The 379-nt window shown below is 33.2% G+C and carries 1 protein-coding gene; it reads right to left on the bottom strand.

Features of this window, described 5'->3' with window-relative positions; translation table 11 throughout:
* Positions 1–379 (bottom strand): ABC transporter substrate-binding protein (locus tag AC1DJR_RS33935; RefSeq protein ID WP_477004667.1); only part of this gene is annotated, 379 nt, incomplete at both ends.

Below are 379 nucleotides of genomic sequence, written 5' to 3'. Positions count from 1 at the left end.
CTTTCATGCCTTCTTCTAATAATTTTTTCGCTTCCGCTGGATCAAATTTTACGTAATCGCCTTTTTCTTTACGGAAATCACGGCCGCCTTGTGTTTTTGCCCCTTCTGGAACAAAAGCATATGCTTCTTGTGCATTATTTTTATACAGTTTTTCAACGATAAACTTACGATCAACCGCTAATGAAAATGCTTTACGTACTTTTGCATTTGTAAACGGCTCTTTTTCTACGTTAAACGAATAAATATAAGATGAGAATCCTGCAACACGCTTATATTCTTTATTTCCTTTTTCTTTCTCAATCATCTCTTGTGGTAAACCACTTAATAAATCTAATTCTTTTGATTTAAATAATTGATACGCTGTTTTAGAGTCTGGAAT

The organism is Bacillus sp. 05T31 (genome assembly GCF_056396725.1).
Note: the sequence above shows the minus strand (reverse complement) of the source record. Positions and strands in the feature narration are given on the sequence as shown.